Annotated in this window: 21 protein-coding genes; 10 read left to right on the top strand and 11 right to left on the bottom strand. The window is 59.7% G+C overall.

Annotated features, from left to right (window positions below):
• The first annotated feature begins 155 nt into the window (after positions 1–155).
• The 7 genes from WNY61_RS12780 (at position 156) to lexA (ending at position 5,636) form a co-directional block, all read left to right on the top strand.
• Positions 156–737 carry an aminodeoxychorismate/anthranilate synthase component II gene (locus WNY61_RS12780; RefSeq protein ID WP_342851847.1) on the top strand — a complete coding sequence of 194 codons (582 nt, stop codon included), beginning with the start codon at positions 156–158 and terminating at the stop codon, positions 735–737.
• On the top strand, positions 734–1,750 hold the full coding sequence (trpD, locus tag WNY61_RS12775; protein WP_342851803.1) for an anthranilate phosphoribosyltransferase: 1,017 nt from the start codon (positions 734–736) through the stop codon (positions 1,748–1,750). Before WNY61_RS12780 ends, trpD begins: the two co-directional genes overlap by 4 nt.
• Positions 1,747–2,406: a uracil-DNA glycosylase gene (locus WNY61_RS12770; RefSeq protein WP_342851801.1), complete on the top strand. Its 660-nt coding sequence runs from the start codon at positions 1,747–1,749 to the stop codon at positions 2,404–2,406. The genes trpD and WNY61_RS12770 overlap by 4 nt, the downstream gene beginning before the upstream one ends.
• Positions 2,407–2,413: 7 nt before the next feature.
• The gene (gene trpC, locus WNY61_RS12765; protein ID WP_342851800.1) at positions 2,414–3,226 is read left to right on the top strand and encodes an indole-3-glycerol phosphate synthase TrpC; all 813 of its coding nucleotides are present in this window, start codon (positions 2,414–2,416) and stop codon (positions 3,224–3,226) included.
• Positions 3,226–3,699 (top strand): cyclic pyranopterin monophosphate synthase MoaC, encoded by a 474-nt coding sequence (gene moaC / locus WNY61_RS12760; RefSeq protein ID WP_342851799.1) that lies wholly within the window; start codon positions 3,226–3,228, stop codon positions 3,697–3,699. Before trpC ends, moaC begins: the two co-directional genes overlap by 1 nt.
• Positions 3,696–4,868, top strand: a complete 1,173-nt coding sequence (glp, locus tag WNY61_RS12755; RefSeq protein WP_342851798.1) for a gephyrin-like molybdotransferase Glp — start codon at positions 3,696–3,698, stop codon at positions 4,866–4,868. The genes moaC and glp overlap by 4 nt, the downstream gene beginning before the upstream one ends.
• Before the next feature lie 72 nt (positions 4,869–4,940).
• Positions 4,941–5,636 (top strand): transcriptional repressor LexA, encoded by a 696-nt coding sequence (lexA, locus tag WNY61_RS12750; protein WP_342851796.1) that lies wholly within the window; start codon positions 4,941–4,943, stop codon positions 5,634–5,636.
• On the opposite strand, the gene WNY61_RS12745 is transcribed toward lexA, so the two are convergent.
• On the bottom strand, positions 5,633–7,669 hold the full coding sequence (locus tag WNY61_RS12745; RefSeq protein WP_342851795.1) for a ComEC/Rec2 family competence protein: 2,037 nt from the start codon (positions 7,667–7,669) through the stop codon (positions 5,633–5,635). The two genes, lexA and WNY61_RS12745, sit on opposite strands and share 4 nt — an antisense overlap.
• Positions 7,670–7,784: 115 nt before the next feature.
• On the opposite strand from WNY61_RS12745, the gene gltX reads away from it, so the two are divergent.
• The 3 genes from gltX to WNY61_RS12730 all read left to right on the top strand — a co-directional run bounded on the left by gltX (position 7,785) and on the right by WNY61_RS12730 (position 11,366).
• Complete coding sequence (gene gltX / locus WNY61_RS12740) at positions 7,785–9,185, top strand: glutamate--tRNA ligase (protein WP_342851794.1); 1,401 nt, start codon at positions 7,785–7,787, stop codon at positions 9,183–9,185.
• A 116-nt stretch (positions 9,186–9,301) separates the two neighbouring features.
• On the top strand, positions 9,302–10,597 hold the full coding sequence (locus WNY61_RS12735; RefSeq protein WP_342851793.1) for a citrate synthase: 1,296 nt from the start codon (positions 9,302–9,304) through the stop codon (positions 10,595–10,597).
• A gap of 469 nt (positions 10,598–11,066) precedes the next feature.
• Positions 11,067–11,366, top strand: a complete 300-nt coding sequence (locus WNY61_RS12730) for a hypothetical protein (RefSeq protein WP_342851792.1) — start codon at positions 11,067–11,069, stop codon at positions 11,364–11,366.
• 3 nt (positions 11,367–11,369) lie between these two features.
• On the opposite strand, the gene WNY61_RS12725 is transcribed toward WNY61_RS12730, so the two are convergent.
• The 10 genes from WNY61_RS12725 to WNY61_RS12680 form a co-directional block, all read right to left on the bottom strand.
• Complete coding sequence (locus WNY61_RS12725) at positions 11,370–12,143, bottom strand: enoyl-CoA hydratase-related protein (protein WP_342851791.1); 774 nt, start codon at positions 12,141–12,143, stop codon at positions 11,370–11,372.
• 67 nt (positions 12,144–12,210) lie between these two features.
• A complete protein-coding gene (locus tag WNY61_RS12720) occupies positions 12,211–12,663 on the bottom strand; it encodes a cytochrome c-type biogenesis protein (protein WP_342851790.1) in 453 nt (150 codons plus the stop codon).
• Positions 12,660–14,624 (bottom strand): heme lyase CcmF/NrfE family subunit, encoded by a 1,965-nt coding sequence (locus WNY61_RS12715; RefSeq protein WP_342851789.1) that lies wholly within the window; start codon positions 14,622–14,624, stop codon positions 12,660–12,662. Before WNY61_RS12715 ends, WNY61_RS12720 begins: the two co-directional genes overlap by 4 nt.
• 74 nt (positions 14,625–14,698) lie before the next feature.
• The gene (locus WNY61_RS12710; protein ID WP_342851788.1) at positions 14,699–15,274 is read right to left on the bottom strand and encodes a holin family protein; all 576 of its coding nucleotides are present in this window, start codon (positions 15,272–15,274) and stop codon (positions 14,699–14,701) included.
• Positions 15,265–15,876 carry a holin-associated N-acetylmuramidase gene (locus WNY61_RS12705; RefSeq protein ID WP_342851846.1) on the bottom strand — a complete coding sequence of 204 codons (612 nt, stop codon included), beginning with the start codon at positions 15,874–15,876 and terminating at the stop codon, positions 15,265–15,267. Before WNY61_RS12705 ends, WNY61_RS12710 begins: the two co-directional genes overlap by 10 nt.
• Before the next feature lie 82 nt (positions 15,877–15,958).
• Positions 15,959–16,402 carry a cytochrome c maturation protein CcmE gene (gene ccmE / locus WNY61_RS12700; protein ID WP_342851787.1) on the bottom strand — a complete coding sequence of 148 codons (444 nt, stop codon included), beginning with the start codon at positions 16,400–16,402 and terminating at the stop codon, positions 15,959–15,961.
• A complete protein-coding gene (gene argC / locus WNY61_RS12695; protein WP_342851785.1) occupies positions 16,399–17,427 on the bottom strand; it encodes an N-acetyl-gamma-glutamyl-phosphate reductase in 1,029 nt (342 codons plus the stop codon). Before argC ends, ccmE begins: the two co-directional genes overlap by 4 nt.
• Before the next feature lie 38 nt (positions 17,428–17,465).
• Complete coding sequence (locus WNY61_RS12690; protein WP_342851784.1) at positions 17,466–18,275, bottom strand: aspartate/glutamate racemase family protein; 810 nt, start codon at positions 18,273–18,275, stop codon at positions 17,466–17,468.
• A gap of 9 nt (positions 18,276–18,284) precedes the next feature.
• A complete protein-coding gene (locus WNY61_RS12685) occupies positions 18,285–19,157 on the bottom strand; it encodes a lysophospholipid acyltransferase family protein (protein ID WP_342851783.1) in 873 nt (290 codons plus the stop codon).
• A 57-nt stretch (positions 19,158–19,214) separates the two neighbouring features.
• On the bottom strand, positions 19,215–22,631 hold the full coding sequence (locus WNY61_RS12680; protein WP_342851782.1) for an indolepyruvate ferredoxin oxidoreductase family protein: 3,417 nt from the start codon (positions 22,629–22,631) through the stop codon (positions 19,215–19,217).
• Positions 22,632–22,792 lie beyond the last annotated feature (161 nt).

Raw genomic sequence — 22,792 nt, 5'->3', positions numbered from 1 at the left:
CCTGCTGTCTGCGCCACGGCCAGAAAGCCCGGCGATCCCTCAATTGGCTTGCCCCAAACTCTTGACGATGGGGTTCAAGCCTGAACATGTATGCGAAAACCTATACCGCGCCCCGGCGTGGTTTCTCCAGTCCTAATACAAAGAAATGCCTGCCTGTGCTGCTGCTCATCGATAACTACGACAGCTTTACCTATAATTTGGTTCATTACCTGGGCAGCCTCGGCGCGGATGTGCAGGTGCACCGCAATGACGCGCTCAGCGTGGATGAAGCGATGTCCATGAACCCTGCCGGTATCTTGCTGTCCCCCGGCCCCTGTGACCCTGACCAAGCGGGGATTTGCCTAGAGCTAACCCATGCCGCCGCCGAAGCGCGGGTGCCGCTCTTGGGCGTGTGCCTTGGCCATCAGACGCTTGGCCAAGCCTTCGGCGGCAAAGTCGTGCGCGCCGATGACATCGTGCATGGCAAACTAGGCCAGATGCAACACGAGGGGCACGGTGTTTTTGCCGGGCTTCCCTCGCCCTTCGGGGCCACGCGCTATCATTCGCTTGTGGTTGAGCGCGCGAGCCTCCCGGACTGTCTTGAAGTGACCGCATCACTCGAAGACGGCACGATCATGGGCCTACAACACCGCGAACTGCCGCTGCATGGCGTGCAGTTCCACCCAGAATCGATCCGGTCTGAGCATGGCCACGCCCTGCTGCAAAACTTCCTGAATGAGATGAAGGTCCCGGCATGAGCGCTGCGTTAAAACCTCTGTTGGACGCCGCCGCCAATGGGCCCCTGACCTCCGAACAAGCTGTTGAGGCCTTCGAGATCCTTTTTGAAGGCGAAGCCACGCCCAGCCAGATCGGCGGTTTTCTGATGGCGCTGCGCACGCGCGGCGAGACAGTGACTGAATACGCCGCCGCAGCACAGGTGATGCGCAGCAAATGCAACGCCGTGCGCGCGCCCGAAGGGGCGATCGACATCGTCGGCACCGGCGGTGACGGCAAAGGAACGCTTAACATTTCCACCGCCGCCGCCTTTGTCGCTGCTGGCGCAGGCGCAATCGTGGCGAAACACGGCAACCGCAACCTCAGCTCGAAATCCGGCGCGTCTGATGCGCTGACGCAGCTGGGCATCAACGTTATGGTCGGCCCCGCAGTGGTCGAACGTGAACTCGCCGAAGCAGGCATCGGCTTCATGATGGCGCCTATGCATCATCCTGCGGTCGCCCATGTCATGCCCACACGGTCAGAGCTGGGCACCCGCACGATCTTTAACATCCTCGGTCCGCTCACCAACCCAGCAGGCGTCAAACGACAATTGACCGGCGCATACACACGCGACCTGATCGAGCCTATGGCCCTCACACTAAAACAACTCGGCTCCGAGAAAGCGTGGCTCGTGCATGGCTCTGATGGCACGGACGAGCTGACCATCACCGGCATAAGCTGGGTTGCTGCACTGGAAGATGGTGTGGTTAACCTGCGCGAGCTGCACCCCGAAGACGCAGGCCTGCCCGTGCATCCTTTCGAGGCGATTGCCGGGGGTGAGCCTGCTGAAAATACCAAACATTTCAAAGCGCTGTTGGACGGCGTTCCATCAGGCTACCGTGACGCGGTCTTGCTGAACGCTGCCTCCGCCTTGGTGGTCGCAGATGTGGCGCCTGATCTAAAGTCCGGCGTCGAAATGGCCCGAGAGAGTATCGACAGCGGTGCCGCGCGGGACCGGATCGAAAAAGTTGCGCGCATCAGTCAGACGAAATGAATCCGCTGAACCGCAGCGCGCTTGGCGACTGGGCCAGTCTACCCTTTTTCAAAGAAGATTGGCCCGGCATCGCGCAAAAGCTGGCTGCGGAGCCGCGCGAGGTGCTCCCTCCGGCATCGCAAGTATTCGCCGCACTGGAACACCTCCAACCCAATGCAGTTGATGTAGTTATCCTCGGCCAAGATCCCTATCCCACACCGGGTCACGCCCACGGTTACGCATTTTCAGCCGAACCTGATGTGCGCACCCTACCCCGATCTTTATCGAACATATTCAAAGAGCTACAGGACGATATTGGCGCATCACCTAAAGACCCAGATCTGCGGTTCTGGGCCGATCAGGGCGTTTTGCTGTTAAACACCGTTCTTACCGTGCCTGCGGGCGACGCGAATGGGCACGCCAAACTCGGTTGGCAAAGGCTGACCTCTCAGGTCCTCACGCGCCTTTCGGATCGTCCCCGTGCCTATTTGCTCTGGGGGGCACATGCTCAAAAGGCAGCCGCCGCAGTTGATCCGGTGCAAAACCTAAAGATTGAGACGCCACACCCTTCACCGCTCTCTGCCCGGCGTGGCTTCTTTGGATCGCGACCTTTTAGCCGGGTGAATGACTGGTTGCAGCGCCAAGGCAAGCCCGGCATACATTGGACAAACCCGTGAGGATGCCATGACCGCGACAATTCTGGAAAAAATCAAAGCCTATAAGCTGGACGAAATCGCCGCTGCAAAGGCCGAAAAATCACAAGCTGACGTAGAGGCTGCCGCCCGTGCCGCGCCTCCCGTGCGCCCCTTCGCGCAAAGCTTGCACGAAGCCTCCCGCGAGGGTTATGGGCTGATCGCTGAAATTAAGAAAGCCAGCCCTTCCAAAGGGTTGATCCGCGAAGATTTCGAACCAGCCGCCCTTGCGCGGGCCTATGCCGCAGGCGGCGCGACCTGTCTTTCAGTGCTGACCGACACCCCGAGTTTCCAAGGCGCAAAAGAGTTCTTGGTTGAGGCCCGCGCCGCCTGCGACCTGCCAGTGCTGCGCAAAGATTTCCTTTATGATCCCTATCAGGTCGCCGAAGCGCGAAGCCTTGGCGCTGATTGTATTCTGATCATCATGGCATCCGTATCCGACGCGCAGGCCGCCGAACTGGAACAAGCCGCCCACGACTGGGGCATGGACGCACTGATCGAGGTGCATGACGCCGCCGAATTGACCCGCGCCGAGAAACTTACAAGCCGCATGATCGGCATTAATAACCGTAATCTCAATACCTTTGAGACATCTCTTGATGTAACGCGCGAACTTTCTGAGGCCGTCCCACCCGACCGGATGCTGGTCTGCGAATCCGGCCTCTATACCCCTGCTGACCTTGCAGATATGGCGATCTACGGCGCGCGCTGCTTCTTGATTGGCGAAAGCCTCATGCGACAGACGGATGTCGAACAGGCCACGCGCGATTTGCTGGCCAGCCCGCTTATCCCCGGAGGCATGTAATGGCGCTGACCCATTTTGACGCTGAAGGTGCCGCGCATATGGTGGATGTGTCGGACAAGGCCGTGACGTCACGCGTGGCCCAAGCCGAAAGCTACATCAAAATGGCGCCAGAAACGTTTGAAATCATTACCAAAGGTCAGGCGAAGAAGGGCGATGTGCTAGGCGTCGCGAGGCTTGCCGGGATCATGGCCGCCAAGCGCACTGCCGATCTGATCCCCCTTTGCCATCCGCTGCCCATCACCAAAGTCAGCGTTGAGCTGACGCCCGATGCTTCGCTGCCCGGCATTCGCATTGTTGCGACCGTCAAGACCACGGGTCAAACCGGGGTGGAAATGGAAGCCCTTACCGCCGCGTCCGTGACCGCGCTCACTGTCTACGATATGTCGAAAGCCGTAGATAAGGCGATGGAGATTGGCGGCACCCGGGTCATTCTGAAAAATGGCGGTAAATCAGGCCGTTACGAGGCGACATGATCAGCGTAGATGAAGCTCTTGCCGCAGTCCTTAACCTTGTTGCGCCGCTAGAGACCGAAGATGTGCCCCTCCGCGTTGCCAATGGACGGGTGCTTTCGAAATCCGTAACCGCTCAGCGCAGCCAACCCCCCTTCGCCGCCTCCTCAATGGATGGCTATGCGCTGCGGCGGGCGGAAGTTGAACCCGACGCGATGTTCAAGGTTGTAGGAGAGGCTGCCGCTGGCCACGGCTATGAAGGCACGCTGCGCGCTGGCCAGACTGTCCGCATTTTCACGGGCGCGCCGGTTCCCGAAGGTGCTGATTTTGTGGTGATCCAAGAGGATGTCACCCGACGTGGCAACCTGATTACACTTGGACATCATGTTGATGCGAAAGATAATATTCGCCCCGCCGGGGGGGATTTCACCGTAGGTGAGGAACTTTCCGCGCCGCGCACCCTACGGCCAGCGGATGTGGCTTTGCTGGCGGCGATGAACGTCCCGAATGTACCCGTGACCCGCAAACCGGTTATCGCAATCCTCGCGACCGGAGATGAATTGGTGCAACCGGGCGAAGACCCTGGCGACGATCAGATCATCGCATCAAACAGCTATGGTCTTGCCGCGATGTTTGAAGACGCGGGCGCAGATGTACGCATGCTGCCCATTGCCCGTGACACAACGGCATCATTAAAACAGGCCTTTTCGCTGGCCAAGGGCGCTGATTTGCTAGTGACCGTCGGCGGGGCATCTGTTGGCGACCATGATCTGATCGCGCCCGTGGCGGCAGAACTTGGAATGGAGCAGGCCTTTTATAAGGTTGCAATGCGCCCCGGCAAGCCACTGATGGCGGGGAAATTGGGTAATCTTGCGATGATCGGTTTGCCGGGAAACCCTGTGTCGGCAATGGTTTGCGGCGCTGTCTTCGTGCTGCCAATGTTGCGACGGATGCTTGGATTGACACAGGTACATGCCCCGTTCTGTGAAGCACCGCTCGGGCGCGACATTGGTCCGAATGGGCCGCGTGCCCATTACATGCGAGCGCGCTTGCAAGACGGAATGCTTTATCCCGACGATCGTCAGGATTCCTCTCTTTTGTCGGTCCTTGCGCAGGCAGACGCTTTGATGATCCGCCCCCCGCATGATCCGGCGCGAAATGCAAAAGACTTACAGTCCTACATTTTGATATAATGCCAACCTGAGGTTGACACAAAACGAGAACATCCCTAGAACAAAACAAAGAAAAGCTTCAGGGGACGTACGATGCTGACCAAAAAACAACTCGATTTGCTGTCTTTTATTCACCAGCGCGTTCAGCGGGATGGCGTTCCGCCCAGCTTTGATGAAATGAAACTGGCGCTCGATTTGCGGTCCAAGTCAGGCATCCACCGGTTGATTACGGCATTGGAAGAACGCGGTTTCATTCGGCGGCTTGCCCACCGGGCCCGCGCCATTGAAGTGGTCAAACTGCCCGAGAGCCTGGGTGGCGCTCCTGGCTTTGCCCCCCGCGTTATTGACGGGGATCGCCCCGACAGCCCGCCGCCCCACTCTGCGCAGCCGGTCACTGCACAACATGCATTTGACGTGCCCGTCATGGGCCGTATCGCCGCCGGCGTTCCGATTGAGGCAATCTCGCAGGTATCTCACAGCGTTACGGTGCCGGGCGGTATGATTGCCGGTCAAGGGGAGCACTATGCGCTTGAGGTGCGTGGCGACTCGATGATTGAGGCCGGAATTAACGATGGTGACATCGTGGTGATCCGTGAGACATCGGTTGCTGATAACGGTGATATCGTGGTCGCGCTGGTAGAGGACCAAGAGGCCACGCTGAAGCGGTTCCGCAGACAGGGTGCCTCAGTCGCTTTGGAAGCGGCCAACGCAGCCTATGAAACACGCGTGCTGCCCTCAGATAAGGTTAAGGTTCAGGGGCGTCTTGTAGGGCTTATCCGAACCTATTAATGAATTGCGCCGCGTGCAGACCTGCTGTTCCACAGACGCGCGCCGGCGTGTTCTTTTGCCGTGGTAATATGCCAGCCTTCAGGCATTTTCCAAAGCGCCAAAGCACCTGTTTCCCGTAATTGGATGGGATCGAACACTCGGCAATTCCAGGCTGGGTCTGGCTCCATTTGGACCGAGGCGATGACAATCTCGCCCCGGCGGCAGCCCCGAAACGCGGCGGCGGCGCGCTTTCCTGAAAGGTGAATAATGCCCGTCGCGTTCTTTGCCCAACGTGCGGCTGCCACAGATTGATCGACGCCATCACCGTCGTTCTCAAGCCAGTTTCGGGCAATAAACCCTGCGCCCTTTTCTTTGCTCAGCGCCCGCCCTTCGGCGGTCATTATGCCAACAAGTGTGCCGGTGTCGGCGACAAGCACATCTGGCCGCGTCGTTGCTTGCCAGACTATCAACGACAACACCATTACAGGACAACCTAACCAACGCAGGCTCCCTTGCCAGATAAGAAGCCACAAAAATCCGAGGGCTAAGAGCGGTAACACCCAGCCTCCCGGTCCGGGCACGAAACTGCGCGCGCCGGGAAGGTTTGAAACACCCTCGGCAACAAAAAGTATCCATCTAAGGCCAAGCCCCATTGCCCAAAGCGGAATACCTTCCAGCCCAAAGGGCGCAACCAAGACGGCTAATACGGCCGCAGGTATCACCAAGACCCCCATCAGGGGGACTGACAGCAAGTTTGCCACAAGCCCATAATGCGGAACCGTGTTGAAATGCGCCGCTGAAATCGGCGCTGTGGCGAACCCCGCGACCGCAGAGGAAATCACCACAGCAGCCACCGGGCGCAGGCGACGGGGTATGACCTCCCCTTCGAAATCGCGCATCCATCCGAAAACCGCGACCAGCGCAGTAGTTGCGGCGAAGGACATTTGAAATCCTGGCCCCATGAGCGCTTCGGGGCGCAGGGCCAATACGATGATACCCGCGAGAGCCACCGCACGGAGCGAGATGGCACGCCGGCCAATCATCAGCGCGCACAAGGCAACCGCGCACATCACATAGGCCCGCTCGGTCGCGACATTTCCGCCGGATAGCGCAAGATAGCCAGTGGCGGCGATTAGTGCCGCACCTGCCGCGATGCTGCGACTTGGCCAGCGTGTGGCGGTGACCGGATGCAGCGCCAACATCAGCCGTAGCCCGCCAAAAACCACAGCGCTGAGCAGGCCCATATGCAAGCCGGAAATCGCCAACAGATGCGCCAGATTGCTGCTGCGCAGGTCTTGCAGCGCTTGCTGAGAGATGGCGCTGCGATCTCCGGTCGTGATGGCCGCCGCGAACCCTCCGATATCGCCGGGCAGATGATGACGCACCCGGGCCGAGGCCGCCATACGAAGACGAAAAAGCACCAGGCTCAATTCGCCTTCGGTTGGCTTGGCGATACCCAAAAGCGGCACGCGCGCGTAGCCGACCGCGCCCAATCCGGCAAACCACGCATGGCGCTGAAAGTCGAAGCCTCCCGGCTCTACCGGTCCGGCGGGGGGCGACAGGTGCGCCGTCGTCATCACCCGCATACCCGGTGTCAACTCTATTGAGCCGGGGGTTTTGGAATGCAAAGATACCCGAACCCTTGTCGGGGTCCGCTTAAGTGGAATGCGGTCCAGCCGAACTTGATCAAGGGTGACGCGCGGTGCATCCGACTGACTGCGATCCAGCGCGATGACCCGCCCCTCAACTGCGCCGTAATAGCGCCAGCCGAGAACGGGGGCTGCCGTGGAATGCGCGCGGAATGCAGCAATGAGCAGACCAAGCAGAACCAAGGCGGCGCCGACGGCAAAGGGCGCAGTGACCTCTGGCAGCAACCGCGCCACGACCGTTAACCCTGCCACGGCAAGCACCATTCCCCAGAGCACCGGCAAAGAAGGCTCCACCGACAGTGAAAAGTACCAACCGATCCCCCCCGCGAGGCAAACCGGCACCCAGCCAAACAGATGCCCCCGCTGGCGAAGCATCACGGTGCTGAAAAGGTTCAAAAGGCCCATGCTTGCCCCCGCGGATCGCACTGGGTAGACAGACGTTAAATTCTAGGATCGGGGTGGTTACCATTTGGTAAACACTGCCCCAAACGCCATACCTCTAACCGAAAGGCCTCCCGCCATGAACGCCCCCGTCGTGACCCGTTTCGCCCCTTCGCCCACCGGGTTTCTGCACATCGGCGGCGCACGCACCGCCCTGTTTAACTGGCTGTACGCGCGCGGCCGTGGCGGTAAGTTCCTGCTGCGTATCGAAGACACCGACCGCGCGCGCTCCACGCCCGAGGCGACAGAAGCGATTCTGAAAGGGATGGCGTGGCTGGGTCTGGACCACGACGGCGAGATCGTCAGCCAGTTTGAGAATGCCCCACGCCATGCCGAAGTGGCAAATGAACTTCTGGCTCAGGGCAAAGCCTATAAATGTTTTGCCTCCCAAGATGAAATCACAGCCTTCCGTGAGGCGGCCAAGGCCGAAGGCCGCAGCACGCTTTACCGGTCACCTTGGCGTGACAGTGATCCTGCCAGCCACCCCGACGCGCCGTATGTGATCCGCATTAAGGCACCGCTGGAAGGCACCACCGTGATCCGCGATCAGGTTCAGGGCGATGTGACAATTCGCAATGACCAGCTTGACGATATGATCCTGCTGCGCTCCGACGGCACGCCGGTCTATATGTTGGCTGTTGTGGTGGACGATCACGACATGGGCGTAACCCATGTTGTCCGCGGCGACGATCACCTGAACAATGCCGCCCGGCAGATGATGATCTATGAGGCGATGGGCTGGGATGTGCCGGTCTGGGCGCATATTCCATTGATCCATGGGGCCGATGGCAAGAAACTCTCCAAGCGTCACGGCGCGTTGGGCGCGCAGGAATATCAGGTTATGGGGTTCCCGGCCGCTGGCATGCGGAACTACCTTGCGCGGCTGGGGTGGAGCCACGGCGATGATGAATTTTTCACTGACGCGCAGGCGCAAGAGTGGTTTGACCTTAACGGTATCCGCAAAAGCCCCGCGCAATTTGACCTGAAAAAGCTGGAAAACCTCTGCGGTCAGCATATCGCACAGGCCGATGATGCCGCGCTGCGGCGCGAAATCGAGGCCTATTTGGATGCTGCCGGTCTACCTTCCCTTACGGAAGCCCAAGCCGAGGGTTTGGAGCGTGCGATGTATTGCCTCAAGGATCGCGCGAAGACTTTCCCGGAACTTCTTGAAAAAGCTACCTTTGTTCTTGCCGCGCGTCCGATCACCCCGGACGAGAAAGCAGCGAAGAACCTCGATACGGTATCCCGTGGCATACTGTCGGAATTGACGCCGCAATTGCAAAATGCTAGCTGGAATAAGGAAACGCTGGAGGAGGTACTGAACGGCTTTGCTGCCGCGCAGGACACCAAGTTTGGCAAGCTGGCAGGGCCCCTTCGGGCGGCCTTGGCTGGCAGGGCAGTCACCCCATCGGTTTTTGACATGATGTTGGTGCTGGGGCGCGATGAAACCCTTGCCCGACTGACAGATGCTGCGGCCTAAGTTTTGGTTAACCACTTCTTACCGCGGCAGGATATAACTGAACGGGACGGCCCCTACTGGGGCTAGGCCCAGACGGCGGGGCACAACTCCGCAGCCTACATTCGGGAAGGGACTTCATGACCAATAATAATAAAACCGCAACGCTGACGATCGACGACAAGACCTACGAGCTGCCGATCCACAGCCCGACCGACGGGCCTGATGTGCTCGACATTCGCAAGCTCTATGCGCAGGCGGGCGTCTTTACCTATGACCCGGGCTTTACCTCGACCGCGGCCTGCGACAGCACGATCACCTTTATCGATGGTGACGAAGGTGTGCTGCTCCACCGTGGCTACCCGATCGAACAACTGGCAAGCAAATCGCACTACCTCGAAGTTTGCTATCTGCTGCTCTACGGTGAACTGCCCGGCCCCAAAGCGCTGGAAGAATTCGAATGCTTGGTGACCAATCACACCATGCTGCACGAGCAAATGATGAATTTCTTCCGTGGTTTCCGCCGCGATGCGCACCCGATGGCCATCATGGTCGGTGTGGTCGGCGCGATGTCGGCATTCTACCATGACAGCACCGACATCAACGACGAGCACCAGCGCGAAGTTGCCACGATCCGCTTGATCGCGAAGATGCCAACGATTGCGGCCATGGCCTATAAATACACCATCGGTCAGCCCTTTATCTATCCGCGCAACGATCTCGACTATGCGTCGAACTTCTTGCGCATGTGTTTTGCCGTGCCCGCCGAAGATCATGAGGTAAACCCGATCCTGAGCCGTGCGATGGACCGGATTTTCACCCTCCATGCCGATCATGAGCAGAACGCATCGACCTCGACGGTGCGTCTGGCGTCTTCTTCGGGTGCGAACCCCTTCGCTTGTATCGCCGCTGGCATCGCCTGCCTTTGGGGCCCGGCGCATGGTGGTGCGAACCAAGCCTGCCTGGAAATGCTCAAGGAAATCGGCACGCCCGATCGCATTCCTGAGTTCATCGCCCGCGCGAAAGACAAGAACGATCCTTTCCGCCTGATGGGCTTTGGTCACCGCGTCTACAAAAACCACGACCCACGCGCGACCGTGATGAAAGAAAGCGCCGACGAGGTTCTGGAACTGATGGGCGTCGAGAACAACCCGATCCTTCAGGTTGCCAAAGAACTGGAAAAAGCGGCGTTGGAAGACCCGTATTTCGCGGAGAAGAAGCTTTTCCCGAACGTCGACTTCTATTCGGGCATCATCCTCGAAGCGATGGGCTTCCCCACGTCGATGTTCACGCCGATCTTCGCCCTTGCGCGGACCGTGGGCTGGATTTCGCAGTGGAAAGAACAGATCAGCGATCCGCAGCTTAAAATTGGCCGTCCACGTCAGCTGTATCTTGGTGAGGATAAACGCGATTACGTCGATATCGAGAACCGCTGAACAGCGCCTCTTAAACCCTAGCAAACGCCCCGGATTCCCGGGGCGTTTCTCGTTTCCCCTCTTGCCTACAAACGACATATCCGGTCCAGGTTGTTGACCAAAACGCGACAATAAAAGCATAGCTACCTATACGAATGGCGTGCTTCCGAATCGCACGTAAATATGCATTTCAGCTCAGCGTAGGTAATGGGCTTGAAAATGAGTGAATGTTTCCAAGCGTTTTGCCAGTTTCGAAACACCAAAGCCGAAAATACGGCGAAATTACGGCACTGTTTCGCAGCAGGTAACAATGCGTCACACACGCTTGACGGGATTCCCACATCAAAGTTAACTAAGAACCAAGATGACTTTCCGGGTGGAGAGCTGTGGTGGCGCATTGGTTTGGGATTACCCCTCGCGCGATCAGACCGCCCGGTTGAACTGATCTATAATGCTGCCCCGCAGCAGGGCCTTGACGAAGGAGCGCGAAATGACCGCATCAGATAGGACCAAAGGCCTTCGCTGGGACTGGGCGACCGGGCTATCCCCTTCAAAAGCCAGTGATTTGTCCGGTCCTCAATGTGCGCTGGTGCCGGACACGCTGCATGATTGTGACCAAATCGCCGTGGTTTACGACAAGGGCCAGACCCCGCCGCGGATCACGATCGCGCAGGTTTCCTGCTCGGTTCATACGGTATTGGCCGATGGCGTCGCCGTGGCGGTGGTGGCGCGGGCCAGTGGCCCCGCGCCTTCCGCAGATGATGTGCTGCTGGTCGAACGTACCTGCTAGCGCTCAGCGGCCCTGAAACTTGGGGCTGCGCTTTTGTGTGAAGGCCGTGACCCCTTCGGCAAAGTCATGCGATTTCCCGCAACGGCCCTGTGCCTCGGCCTCAAGCGACAGTTGATCTTCCAACCCATTGTCCCACGACGCACGGATCGCCTTTTTCGTCTCCGCATAGGCGGCGGTCGGCCCACTGGCGAGTTGCGCCGCCTTGGCCCGCCAATGGGCATCGAATTCTTCATCTGGTACTGCCTGCCAAATCATACCCCAGTCATCTGCCTGACACGCTGTGATCTTATCGGCAAAAAGCGCAGCCCCCATGGCCTTGGCCATGCCCATCTGGCGCGGCATTGCATAGGTGCCGCCTGCATCAGGAATAAGGCCGATACGGGTGAACGCCTGCATGAAATAAGCGCTCTCACTGGCGAAAACGACATCGGCGGCCAGCGCGATATTGGCGCCCGCGCCTGCTGCTGGCCCATTCACAGCGGCAATTATCGGCACCGGACAGTTGATAATGGCGCGCAGCAAGGGCGCGTATTCCTCGCGCAGGGTCTTCTCTAGATCGGCCACGCCGCCTGCCCTGTCTGCCAGATCCTGCCCCGAACAAAAGGCCCGTCCGGCACCCGTCAGCACAACGACCCGCCCCTCGCGTCCGCCTTCGGTCACAGCGTGGGTCAGCTCCGCCCGCATCTGAGTGGTCAAGGCGTTCATCTTATCAGCGCGGTTGAGCGTGATCAGCGCGATGCCATCCGTCAACGCATAGGTGATCGTTTCATAGTCCATTTCGATATCCTTGATTGCTTATAGGTAGCATATCAAAGCGACCTGCAACGGCCAGTACAACCGGGCGTCAGGTATCTAGAATATCTCGCAGGCGCGCTTCTTCTTCGGGCGAAAGCGGTGCCTCTGTGGCCGTCTTGGCGCGTGCGCGGCTACGTAGATAAACCAGCCCCAGCCCCCCGCCGAGTAAAAGCATCAGCGGCCCTGCCCCCCAAAGCAACCAGTTCGCTCCCGTGGCCCGGGGGCTCAGCAGCACATACTCACCATAGCGCGCTACAATGAAATCCACCGCTTCCGCGTCACTATCACCCGCGACCAACCGCTCTCGCAGGAGCAGCCGCAGGTCTCGGGCAAGGCTCGCATTGCTTTCGTCGATGCTCTCGTTACGGCAAACAAGGCAGCGCAGCCCTTGGCTCAACTGTCGCGCGCGCGCTTCTAACGCGAGATCCGCCAAAATTTCGTCGGGCTGTACCGCCCAAAGCGGGCTTGCCAGCAGCGTGAGGATCAACAAAAGCCGTTTCATTCTGCGGGCACGCCCGCTGGCTGCTTGCGCGCACCCGCCGCAATTCGGAAACGCCGGTCGCTCAGGCTCAAGACCCCGCCAAGCGCCATCAGCGCGCAACCGATCCAGATCCAATTGGTCATCGGCTTGATATAGGTCCGTACAGCCCAACCACCGCCGTCCTGTTCATCGCCGATCACCACATAAACATCGCGCGCGAGGTTATAGTCGATCGCCGCCTCGGTCGTCGGCATCTGCGCCACTGGATAAAAACGTTTCTCTGGCCGAAGAGTGGCAATCGTCTTGCCGTCCTGCGCCAAGGAAAGCTCTGCAATGGTGGTCAGGTAGTTCGGCCCCCGCTCCTCACTCACATTGTGCAGGGTCAGCGTATAGCTGCCCACGTCGAAAGGCTCATCAATCTGGGCGACGCGGATGTCATCCACCGCCCAGGCCATCAGCCCCGCAATCCCGGCCATCGTAACGCCCAAACCACCATGTGCCGTGGCCTTGCCCCAATCAGCACGCGGCAAGCGCCGCAGGCGGCGCAATTTTCCCGGCCCCCGGCCAAGGCGCTGCATCACATCCACCACCGTGCCCATGATCAGCCATGCCCCGAGGAACATGCCCACCGGCCCAAGCAACCCGCGTCCGGATTGCATCGCAAATGCCAACCCGCCAAGCGCCAGCGCCAACAAGAAGACATAGCGCAGCGGATAGAGGGCGCGCATGACCTTGGCACGTTTCCACGGCATGGCGCTGCCAATCGGCAAGATGAGCCCTAGCGCTACCATGAAAGGCGTAAACGCGGCGTTAAAGAATGGCGGGCCGACGCTAAGTTTGCGATCAAGGAACATCTCAGCCACCAGCGGCCACATCGTGCCAACAAAAACAACGAAACAAGCCACCGCTAGCAGCAGATTGTTCACCACCAAGGCGGTCTCACGGCTGAGCAGGCCAAAGACGCCCTTGGCCTCAAGTGCAGAAGCGCGCAGGGAGTAGAGTATTAAAGCGCCGCCGGTGAAAAATCCCAGAATGGCGAGGATAAACACCCCACGTTCAGGGTCATTTGCGAAGGCATGAACCGAGGTCAGCAGCCCCGAACGCACGATAAATGTACCGATTAGCGAAAAGCCAAATGCAAGGATTGCCAGCAGGATTGTCCAGCTTTTAAGGCTCTCGCGCTTTTCCACCACGATGGCTGAATGCAACAGCGCTGCTGCAAGAAGCCACGGCATGAAGCTGGCATTCTCAACCGGATCCCAGAACCAGAAACCGCCCCAACCGAGCTCATAATAGGCCCACCAAGACCCAAGCGCGATGCCAATGGTCAGGAAAACCCAAGCCGCCAGCGTCCACGGACGCACCCAACGGCCCCAAGCGGCATCAACGCGCCCTTCAATCAGCGCCGCCACAGCAAAGCTAAACGCCATGCTGAGGCCGACATAGCCGAGATAGAGAAACGGCGGATGAAAGGCCAATCCCGGGTCTTGCAGCAGCGGGTTCAGGTCTTGGCCGTCAAAGGGCGGTGTGCCCATGCGCAAGAACGGGTTAGAGGTGAAGAGGATAAACGCAAGAAAAGCCACGCCAATCGCCGCCTGCACCGACAGCACCCGCGCGCGCAAGCGCGGCGGCAGATTGCCACCAAACCACGCGGCCATCGCTCCGAAAAGTGCTACGATTAGCACCCACAGCAACATAGAGCCTTCGTGATTGCCCCATGTGCCACTGATTTTGTAGAGCATCGGCTTGGCGGAATGGCTGTTGGCCACCACCAGCCGCAAGCTGAAATCTGACGTGATAAAGGCCCACATCAGCGCGCCAAACGACAGTGCAATCAGGATAAACTGCGCCGCCGCCGCCGGTTCGGCCACCGCCATCCAGGCTGCACGGCCCCGCCAAGCACCCCACATCGGCACCACCATTTGTACCAAGGCCACGCCAAAGGCGAGCACCAGCGCGAAATGTCCAAGCTCTGTAATCATGGGCCGGACTATAGGGGGACAGCGCCCCCTAAGCCATGGCAAATCAGACGTGGGATACGGTCAATCGGTCGCAGTCAGGCGCGGCTGCGGCGCCATGCGTCTAGGGCGGGATTGTCTGACGGTTCAACTGCCGCGAGGGCCAATCGACTGTCTGCACCCGTGTCGGCCACACGCGGGGTATCGGCGCGCAACTTGCGCAGAGTCTCGATATTCTCGACCACCCGCGGCACCCGCGTAATGGTGCCCACGATGGCGCGCTGAAACTCTTGCGATTTAACCTGCTGTCGCGCGCCGAAATAGAAGGAGACGATTACACCCAACAGCCACCACAGCGGCTCCGGCACAAGGGCAATGCCCTGCATTCGCTCTGCAAACCACAGCGGGTTGATCATTGCTGTGACGAACAACCCTAGGGTGCCCAAAGCCAGCATCGGACGCGGCAGGCGGTTTAGCCCATCCATGAAACGGTCAAATCCGCCGTGCCGGGGATGAGCGAACTCTGCCCCATATTGCGCCATTGCTTGGCCCTGTACCGTATGGGCCCGCTGCGCTCCGGCCTCGGCATTCTCGCGGAACACTTCGACCGTGTCGCGGATGACATTGCGCTCACCACCGAAGACAGTCGTGAAGATGCGTTCGATCAGTCCCATTGTGCGACCCTCTGTGCAAAGGCCGCATTCGTCATGTGATACTGCGGCGCGATGAATTCTTCGGCTCGGCGGATCCAGCCGCCTTTGCCGCCTGCCCGACTGCGCGCATATTTGCGGCTCGGGGGGCGGCGGTCGGCCAGACGGAAGTAGTAGTTGCGCCGCGCGATGCCGTAAGCGTCGACCAGATGCGCGGGCGCGGCGGTGATCGCGGTATGAGCGGCACGGATGGTCTGCGGCCCGATGGCACCATCAACCGCGATGTCTTGGCCCATCTCTCGCAGTAGACTTTGCAGGATCTTCACCGCGTTGCTGCCTGCGTTGACATACATGTCAAAAACGCTCGGCTGCAAAGGCGCGGGCAATTCCGCGATGCGCGGGGCGTTGAAGTAATGTCTGACAAAGATATCCACCGCTTGCGCGCGGCTAAGGCGGCGCACATCGGCCACGTCGACCGACCCATCACCCGTCAAGTCCAGCCCCAATCGGCGCATGGCATGGATCGTCACCCCAAAATTCGTCGCGCCGCCGGGGTCATCGGGATCATTCACAAACTCGCCCTCACGGGCGACGATGGCGCTGGCGATCTCTCGGACGGACTGCATCACGGGCTCTCCTGTCTTGGGTGAAAACAGGCTCTGCCGGAATGGTTAATGCAGGTTCAGGAAACCGCGCGTTGCGCGAAGCTTACCCTTCAGGCTCGCGGTAAACGCCCTGCGCTTTCAGAGCGTCCGTCACTTCCTTGGGCATGTAAGTCTCGTCATGTTTCGCAAGGATTTCAGAGGCCTCGAAGACCCCGTCGATATAACGCCCGGTGCCGACCATACCTTGGTTTTCTTCGAAAAGATCCGGCAAGACGCCTGTGAAAACAACCGGAACGGTCGCCCCGCCATCGGTCACGGCAAAGCGAATCGCCTCGCCCTGCCCACGTTTCAGCGAGCCTTCCTCAACCAGCCCGCCGATGCGAAAAACCTCTGCCGGGCCGGGTGGCTCGGCGATCACTTGGCTCGGCGCGCGGAAATAGTTGATCCCGTCGCGCAGCGCGTAACCGATCAATGCGGTCGATAGCACCAAGGCCACCGCCGCCACGGCAATGATCTGGATGCGGCGCTGTTTCTTCAGGCTCTTCATGGGAAGAGCGGGGCCATCATCAGCCCCTCCGTTTCCGGCAGGCCCAGCATCAGGTTGGCGTTCTGCAACGCCTGCCCGCTTGAGCCCTTGGTCAGATTGTCGAGCGCTGCGACGACCGTTGCCCGCCCTGTCTGGCGGTCGCCCACCACGCCGATATGACAGAAATTCGAGCCACGAATATGCCGCGTGCTGGGCGCTTCGCCAAAAGGCAGCACCTGGATAAAGGGCTCATCCGCATAGGCTTTTTGCATCGTTTCATGGATGACCTGCGCATCCCCTTTGACATAGCAGGTCGCCAAGATACCGCGGTTCGCTGGCACCAGATGCGGGGTAAACTGTACCTGCACGGGCCGCCCAGCGACGGCCGAGAATTCCTGATCGAACTCACCCAAATGGCGATGCGTGCTGCCAAGCGCATAGGCGTGGTAGCCCTCGCTCAGCTCTGCATGGAGCAGGTTTTCCTTCAGCGAGCGCCCCGCGCCCGAGACCGCGCATTTCAGGTCGAGAATGATGTCATCTAGATCAATCACACCCGCGGCGATCAGCGGGCGCAGCGCAAACTGCCCCGTGGCCGCGTTACAGCCCGTACCCGCCACCAAGCGCGCGGCGGCGATTTCTTCGCGGTAGAATTCGGTGAGACCGTAAACCGCCTCTTTCTGCACGTCGACAGCCGCGTGTTTGTTGCCGTACCATTTGGCATAATCCTCGGGATCGCGCAGGCGGAAATCAGCGGAAAGGTCGACGATCTTTAGATCTTTAGGCAGTGCTGAGATGACTTCTTGGCTGGTCTTATGCGGCAGCGCGCAGAAACACAGATCAATCTGAGAAAAGTCAATCTCTTCAATGGTGACCAGCGCGGGCAGATCAAGGTGGCGCAGATGCGGAAAGACCTCCGCCATGCTTTGCCCCGCCTTGGAGTTCGCCCCCAAAGCGGTGATCTTCATCGAAGAATGGCTAGCAATCAGCCGGATGAGTTCTGCCCCGGTGTAGCCGGAGGCGCCAAGAATGGCGATGTTCTGGGTCATGGTCTGTCCCCTTGTTCGGAGCGATTTGTAATGGGAATTCAGGCGGCGGTGAATGTGATCTGTCGTCGCAGGAACTGCGTCGCGCGGTCGCTCACGCGGGCGGGATCTCCGGTGGTCAGAAAGGCCGCCTCGCCACTGCCCATCATATTGGGGTGCCGCTCAAGATAGTCCGCCAAGGAAGCCGCCACCAACTCGGCTTGGCTGAACACTTTAACATCTGCGCCCAAAGCCGCCTGAAACGCCTCTTGCATCAGCGGATAATGGGTACAGCCCAAGATCGCCGCGTCTGGGTTGGGCATCTTGCGTTTCAATGCATCGACATGGCTGCGCACCAGCGCTTCGGCGAGGATCATATCGCCCTCTTCGATGGCATCGACCACCCCACCGCAGGCCTGCGCTTCGACATCAACGCCAATGGCACGGAAGGACAGTTCGCGCTGAAAGGCGCGGCTTGCCACCGTCGCCGGCGTGGCGAAAAGTGCCACATGGTTCACTGCCACTTCGCGCGGCGGGGAATTGTCGCCCCATTGGCGTTCGGTCATCGCCTCGATCAATGGCACAAAGACCCCCAGCACCCGTTTCTCGCGCGGGATCCAGCCCTCCTGCATCCGGCGCAGCGCGGCGGCAGAGGCGGTGTTGCAGGCAAGGATGACCAGATCGCAGCCCGCATCAAACAGCCGCTGCACGGCGGCGCAGGTCAGCTCATAAATATCATCGGCGTTGCGGACGCCGTAGGGCGCATGCGCGCTGTCAGCGAGATAGACAAAATCCACCTCCGGCAGCCGTTCTTGCACTTTGCTCCAGACGGTAAGCCCGCCCAGCCCCGAATCGAAAATACCAACTGCCATGGTCCGTCGTCACCTGTCGGCTCTATGCCGTTCCTCAAACTCATAGCCAAGACCCTGATATTGGCCCGGCTTCGGTGACAACTCATATGTGGCTTTGCGCAGGAAATCCATCATCGCTTTTGCATCGCCTGCAAGCGGGTCCAGCGCCGCGCGCGGGATGGGCGCGCCGATGGCCAAGCGCACAGGCGTATCGACACGGGCGCGGAACTCCTTGATTAGGAGGCCCATGCGCAGATTAGCATGCAAATGGCTGGCGATCTGAAACAGCCGGCTGGTGTGGCCGTCGAAATAGATCGGCACCACCGTGGCATCGGATTTGGCGATCATCCGCGCGGTAAAACTGCGCCACCCTGGGTCCATCGGCTGCGAAAAGGGCCGCGCGGCGGTGCTGACGGTGCCGCCGGGGAAAATGCCAATCGCGCCGCCCCGCTCCAGATAGCTGAGCGCACTGCGGCGCGTCGCGAGGTTAAGCGCCAACGCCTCCCGATCCTCGTCAAAGCTGATCGGCAAAAGATGATGCGCCAAATCAGGTGCTTGGCTGAACACCGCGTTGGCCATGATCCGAAAATCGCCCCGCGTCTGGCTAAGGACATGGCCGAGCATCAGCCCATCGAGAATGCCGTAGGGGTGGTTGGCGATCAGGATTACCGGGCCGTTGGTCGGAATGTCCTCCAATGCGCCGCGCATCACCTCTAGTGTCAGGCCGCAGCGCCGCACAATCGCATCAAAGAACCCCTGCCCCGCGGCCAAATCAGCCTCATAGCCCTCAGCGCGTTTCAACAAGGAAACCCGCCCAGTGGTGTTTTCTAGCAAACGGATCAGCGCCCGCCCGCCCCGGCTGCGGGCGGAATGGGCATAGCTTATGTCACGGGCGTGGGTCACATCTCTGCCTCAGGATCGAACTGAGGCGATTTATAAGACAGAAATGTAACAGAGATATTACTCCGCTGCCTTGGCCGTTGCGGTACCGCCTGCGCGGATCACCGCCAGCAGTTCTTCACGCCGTTTCGCAGCTTTGATCTCATTCGCCTGTTTCACCGGGCCAAAGCCCCGGATCTGCAGCGGCAGTTCGGCCAGTGCCACGATGGCATCACGGGTTTGATTGGTTAGCTTTGGCAATACTTCGGACATGTCCGCCTCATACTGCTTGATCAGCGCACGTTCCATCTTGCGCTCAGCGGTATAGCCGAAGGGATCGAACGGCGTGCCGCGCAGACCCTTGAACTTTGCCATGACCCGCAAAGGCCCTTCGAGCCACTGACCGAACTCGCGTTTCTGGGGCCGACCGTTCGGCCCCATTTTCGACAAGATCGGCGGTGCCATGTGGAAGGTCATTTTAAAGTCGCCGTCAAACTCGGCGCGGGCCTTATCACGGCTGGTGATGAGTAGGCGTGCGACTTCATATTCGTCCTTGTAGCTCAAGAGCTTATGATAACCCATGGCAACAGCTGCCTTTACATCACGGTCTTCGATCCCACCCAGCATCTTTGCATACCGTTTGGCCAACCCTTTGCCCTGATACTCAGTCAGATGGGTCTCACGGAAGGCGATCTTGTCGTCCAACGACTTGGGCAGCTCCACCACCTTGCTGGGCTGACTCACCTTCGCCGCATCTTCGGGGTAAAGCACGGCCCAACGACCGATCTCAAACGCACGCATGTTGCGCTCAACCGCTGCACCGTTCATGCGGATCGCTTCGTGCAGGCTTTCCAAAGTCAGCGGCAGCAACCCGCGCTGCCACGCCGCGCCAAAGATCATCATGTTGGAGAAGATCGAGTCGCCCAAAGCAGCTTTCGCCAAATCGGATGCGTCGAACATTGCCACGTCGTCCTGCAATCGCGCCTCCAGCGCCAGCGACAGGCGGTCGTAAGGCATCTGGAATTCAGTGTCGCGGGTGAAATCGCCGGTGATGATCTGATGAGAGTTCACCACCGCCCCGGTGCGGCCCGCACGGGTCAGCCCCAGCGTCTTGTGCCCAGCAGAGACCACCAGATCCCCGCCGATCAGCGCATGCGCCTCGCCAGTTGCCACACGGATCGCGCTGATGTCTTCAGGGCGCTCGGCCAGACGGCAGTGGATATGCACCGCGCCGCCTTTTTGGGCAAGGCCCGCCATCTCCATCATGCCTGCGCCCTTGCCATCCAACTGCGCCGCCTGTGCCAGCAGCGCGCCGATGGTCACAACACCGGTGCCGCCAACGCCGGTGATGACGACGTTGTGGGTGCCATTGATCGTGGGCAACTCCGGCATCGGCAGGTCAGGGATGGTCAACTCAGTCGTCGGGTCCTTGCGGACCTTCGCGCCTTCCAGCGTCAGGAAGGACGGGCAGAAGCCATTCACACAGGAGAAATCCTTATTGCAGGACGATTGGTCAATCGCGCGCTTGCGGCCCAGCTCTGTCTCATTCGGCACCACGGCCACGCAATTCGATTGCACGCCGCAATCGCCACAGCCCTCGCAAACGTCCTCGTTGATGAACACCCGCTTATCCGGGTCCGGGAACAGCCCGCGCTTACGACGGCGGCGCTTCTCCGCAGCGCAGGTCTGGATATAGACGATCGCGCTGACGCCTTCATGCTCGCGGTAGGCCTTTTGCACGTTCGGCATTTCGGCGCGCTCATGCACCTCGACGCCCTTGAAGCGCGCAAGGTCCACGTCTTCCTTCTCGTCATAGACCACAGCGACGTTCTTCACGCCCATCGCCTTCAGCTCCGCGACGATGCGGTAGGCATCCAGATCGCCCTCGTTGTGCTGACCGCCCGTCATCGCGACGGCGTCATTGTAGAGGATCTTATATGTGATATTGGTCCCCGCGGCGAGCGCCGCACGGATCGCCTGCACGCCCGAGTGGTTGTATGTGCCGTCGCCAAGGTTCTGGAACACATGTTTGGTATTAGAAAACGGCGCCTCGCCGATCCAGTTCGCGCCCTCACCGCCCATATGGGTAAAGCCGGTGGTCTCGCGATCCATCCACTGCACCATATAGTGACAGCCGATGCCCGCATAGGCACGCGAGCCTTCGGGCACTTTGGTCGAGGAGTTGTGCGGACAGCCCGCGCAATAATACGGCAGACGCGCGGCGATATCTTCGGCATTGTCCGAGCGGCGCGCCTCGTTCAGCGCTTCCAGCCCGGCGCGAATACCGTCAGTCTCGCGGCCCTCTTCCAGCAGAATGCCGCCAATCTTCTCGGCAATCAGGATCGGGTCAAGCGCGCCACGGGTCGGGAACAGCTCTTCGCCATGCTCCATGCCCGCGCCACTTTTGTGCCAGCCATAAACGCGGCGGTGAGTGTCGTTAAACAATGCTTCTTTGATCTGGATCTCGATCAGCTTGCGCTTTTCTTCGACCACCACGATCAGGTCCAACCCATCGGCCCACTCATGGAACCCCTGCATATCCAGCGGGAAGGTCTGGCCGATCTTATAGGTGGTGATCCCAAGGCGCTCGGCCTCGTTCTCATCAATATTGAGCAGGCTCAGCGCATGGACCAGATCGAGCCAGTTCTTACCCGCCGCGGCAAAGCCGATCTTGGCTCCGCGTTTACCCCACATGCGCTTGTCCATCTTGTTAGCGTGGGAGAATGCCTCGGCCGCAAAGCGCTTGTAATCGATCATCCGCGCTTCTTGCAGATGCGGCGTGTCGCCCAATCGAATGCTCAAGCCGCCGTCCGGCATGTCGAACTCTGGCGTGATCAGCTTCATCCGGTTCGGATCACCGTTCACAACGCTGGTGGCCTCCACCGTGTCCTTCATCGTCTTCAGGCCGACCCAAAGACCCGAGAAACGGCTCAACGCCCAACCATAGATGCCATAGTCGAGAATTTCCTGCACCCCGGCAGGCGAAACCACGGGCATATAGGCATCCACCATCGCCCATTCCGACTGGTGCAACACGGTCGAGGATTCGCCCGTATGGTCATCCCCCATCGCCATCAGCACACCACCATGAGGCGAAGTACCGGCCATATTCGCATGGCGCATCACGTCGCCGGTGCGGTCGACCCCCGGCCCCTTGCCGTACCACAGGCCGTAAACACCGTCGTATTTCCCCTCACCGCGCAGTTCCGCCTGCTGGCTGCCCCAAAGCATCGTCGCCGCGAGGTCTTCGTTCAGCCCCGGCTCAAAGCGCACGCTATGTTCGGCGAGTTTCTTCTCAGCGCGCTGCATCTGCAGGTCAACCGCGCCAAGTGGGCTGCCGCGATAACCAGTCACATAGCCTGCGGTATTGAGCCCCGCCGCGCGGTCGCGTGCGGATTGCATCATCATCAACCGAACCAGCGCCTGCGTGCCGTTCAGCAGCACCGGGCTTTTCTCAAGGTCGAAACGGTCGTTAAGTGAGATCTTTTGCGTTGTCATGGCGGGCCCTCCCTAGCACGTCAGTCTTGCATGATTGGCCCCTATATAGGTCACAGTTGCTGACCTGTATAGCAGATATTTTCGCAACGTCGGCCTTACAGGGGACGGTTTGTGCTGTTTTCTCCCGCCTATTAAGATAGGGGAAAGGCTGGGCAAGGAAA

Source organism: Sulfitobacter sp. AS92 (assembly GCF_038900015.1).
GTDB lineage: Bacteria > Pseudomonadota > Alphaproteobacteria > Rhodobacterales > Rhodobacteraceae > Sulfitobacter.
The sequence above is the reverse complement of the archived record's forward strand: the minus strand, read 5'-3'. Positions and strand labels throughout refer to the sequence as shown.